Consider the following 241-nt stretch of genomic DNA (forward strand, 5'->3'; position numbering starts at 1 on the left):
GGCGAGGACCAGGTGGCCATCCGCGCGGTCGGTGTCCTCGCCCGACGAATAGCCCGCACCGGCACCAACGGAAGCGTGTGGCAGCCGCGCGGCACCGTCCTGATCACCGGCGGCACCGGCGCCCTCGGCGCACACGTCGCCCGCTGGGCAGCCGCCAACGGCGCGCAGCACCTCGTCCTCGCCAGCCGCAGCGGTGACAGCACCCCGGGGGCTGCCGATCTGCACGGCGAACTCGCCGCTC

At 75.5% G+C, this 241-nt stretch carries 1 protein-coding gene; it reads left to right on the top strand.

Translation table 11 applies throughout. The features are described 5' to 3' along the window. Positions 1-241 (top strand): KR domain-containing protein (locus tag ACSNOK_RS35910; RefSeq protein ID WP_436784846.1); only part of this gene is annotated, 241 nt, incomplete at both ends.

The sequence above is a fragment of the Streptomyces sp. URMC 126 genome, from assembly GCF_051386555.1.
Classification (GTDB): Bacteria; Actinomycetota; Actinomycetes; order Streptomycetales; family Streptomycetaceae; genus Streptomyces.